2 protein-coding genes are annotated in these 1,764 nt (G+C 54.3%); one reads left to right on the top strand and one right to left on the bottom strand.

The window, feature by feature from the left end; all coding sequences use genetic code 11:
• The first annotated feature begins 261 nt into the window (after nucleotides 1–261).
• Nucleotides 262–600, top strand: coding sequence for a hypothetical protein (locus A5481_RS34460; RefSeq protein WP_156312252.1), 339 nt, complete (start codon nucleotides 262–264; stop codon nucleotides 598–600).
• A gap of 212 nt (nucleotides 601–812) precedes the next feature.
• On the opposite strand, the gene A5481_RS33120 is transcribed toward A5481_RS34460, so the two are convergent.
• Nucleotides 813–1,764, bottom strand: a 952-nt coding sequence (locus A5481_RS33120; RefSeq protein ID WP_156312254.1) for a CBASS cGAMP-activated phospholipase, incomplete at its 5' end; no start/stop codon positions are given.

Below are 1,764 nucleotides of genomic sequence, written 5' to 3'. Positions count from 1 at the left end.
CCATCCGTTTGAGTCAGTGCATTAGCTCGCGCCCGCCGGGATTGGCCGCCATCGGCCTTCCAAGACGGTCTCCTGCGCATCGGTACAAAATGCGTTGGCGAGGAACGTCTGGCGGAAATCGGAGTCGTTGTCGACGAAGCCCGTGTTCGGGACGCCCTCTCCCAGATAGCGGCGAACCTTGCCTATCTCGACCTAGTCCCAGAACGAGCTCACCCGCGTCTCCCCGCGAAAGCGCTCTCGCGGTACTCCTGGAATGGCTGCGTGGTCTACGCCGAAGCCCTGTCACGCATCACCGGGCTTCCAGCGGTGACGATGAGGGCTTTGCAGGTAGCCGCCGGCCACGACATAACCCGCAACCAGTTTCACGCGGTCGTCCAGCATCCTGATGGCTATGTCGAGGATGTCTGGGGCCGTCAGTCACAAGAATCTGTGGGTCGACGCTACGCGATGGTCAGGTGGACGCTCGACGCAAAAGCTCATCGCGCCATGATCGAAGAAGCTTATCGCATCCGCCCGGAGGCCGCCGACGACGTTGCCAGCGCAGCGGCGATCATTCGGGAATATCGCGCCCCCACCTGTACATCAGACAAAATATCGTGAGGTCCCTGCCAAAATATTGATTTCCATGAAGCCACCATCGTGTTTTCATAAATCCATTCTTTTACACATCTGCGGTCCGCCTCCCTCTCCCTGCTACGGCTGTGCAGAATCACCTCTGAACCTTGCACATTTTGTACGGAAGTTTTTTGCTTCGATTTTAAGATATCATTATCCAAAGAAGCGAGTTATGGTATCGATAGAGCGATACTCAGTCATGTCGCATTATGTTTTACAAAATTAGGCTTGACAGGTCTATGTGCCAACATTTCGACGACAAAACTATTGTTACATGCGCGCTGATAGCAACCTTGGGCTAACGATAAAAGTGTCCGGCGACGCTCCTCGGTCGCAATGTCTAATCCGATATCAACCGCCTGCTCTGCCGATGTATCGCTGTCGAGCCTGACATATCGTTCCTTTAATTCATGATTTATCATGAAATCGACGATCTGCTGCTGAACACCGAATACCGTATTCACGAGCCGCGCATTGACGAACCACTCTTTCGGCCCGAATTGCGTACCCAGCGACGCAGGTAGGCCAAATCCTGTTGAAGTCGTACCGATACTAAGAATCCGGATATCCACTTTCCGCTGGCCCGCAAAGTGGACTGCCTCATGCACAGCACAAGCGTCGGGGGAGTTAGCCACAAGCCCACCGTCGGCGAACAAGCTCTCGCCAATCCTTGCAAGTGGAAAGTAGATCGGGGCTGCCGATGTCGCCATGGCGATATCTGCGACCTTGAGATGTTGATCGACCAAGAGATTCGATGCGTGTGGTGTCTTGAACATCTGCACGCGCCCTTGTGTCATATTGATCGCCGGGATCAACAATCGCGTTAGTGCTTCTCCAAGGATCGTCTCGGAGCCGACGATCTTTTCGACCGTCTGTCGTAACACGGTACCATCGTACCTTGGGCCGCCAGAGAAACTGCGATACAAATCGATTCCAGCAAGAATCTTGTTTTTCGGCGGATCCGGACGCGGCGGAAATATTTTTGATCCGTCCTCAAGGAAAGTGTCCCTAATCTTTTCCGCGCTATGACCGAAGCCGAGGCCCAGCGCGATGATGCCGCCGATTGATGTCCCAGCGATCAGGTCAAAGCACTGGCCAATCGGTCTCCCTGCCTGCTTCTCAAGCCGAGCTAGAGCGTTTTCAGTTTTG

The sequence above is a fragment of the Methylobacterium platani genome (genome assembly GCF_001653715.1).
GTDB lineage: Bacteria > Pseudomonadota > Alphaproteobacteria > Rhizobiales > Beijerinckiaceae > Methylobacterium > Methylobacterium platani.
Note: the sequence above shows the minus strand (reverse complement) of the source record. Positions and strands in the feature narration are given on the sequence as shown.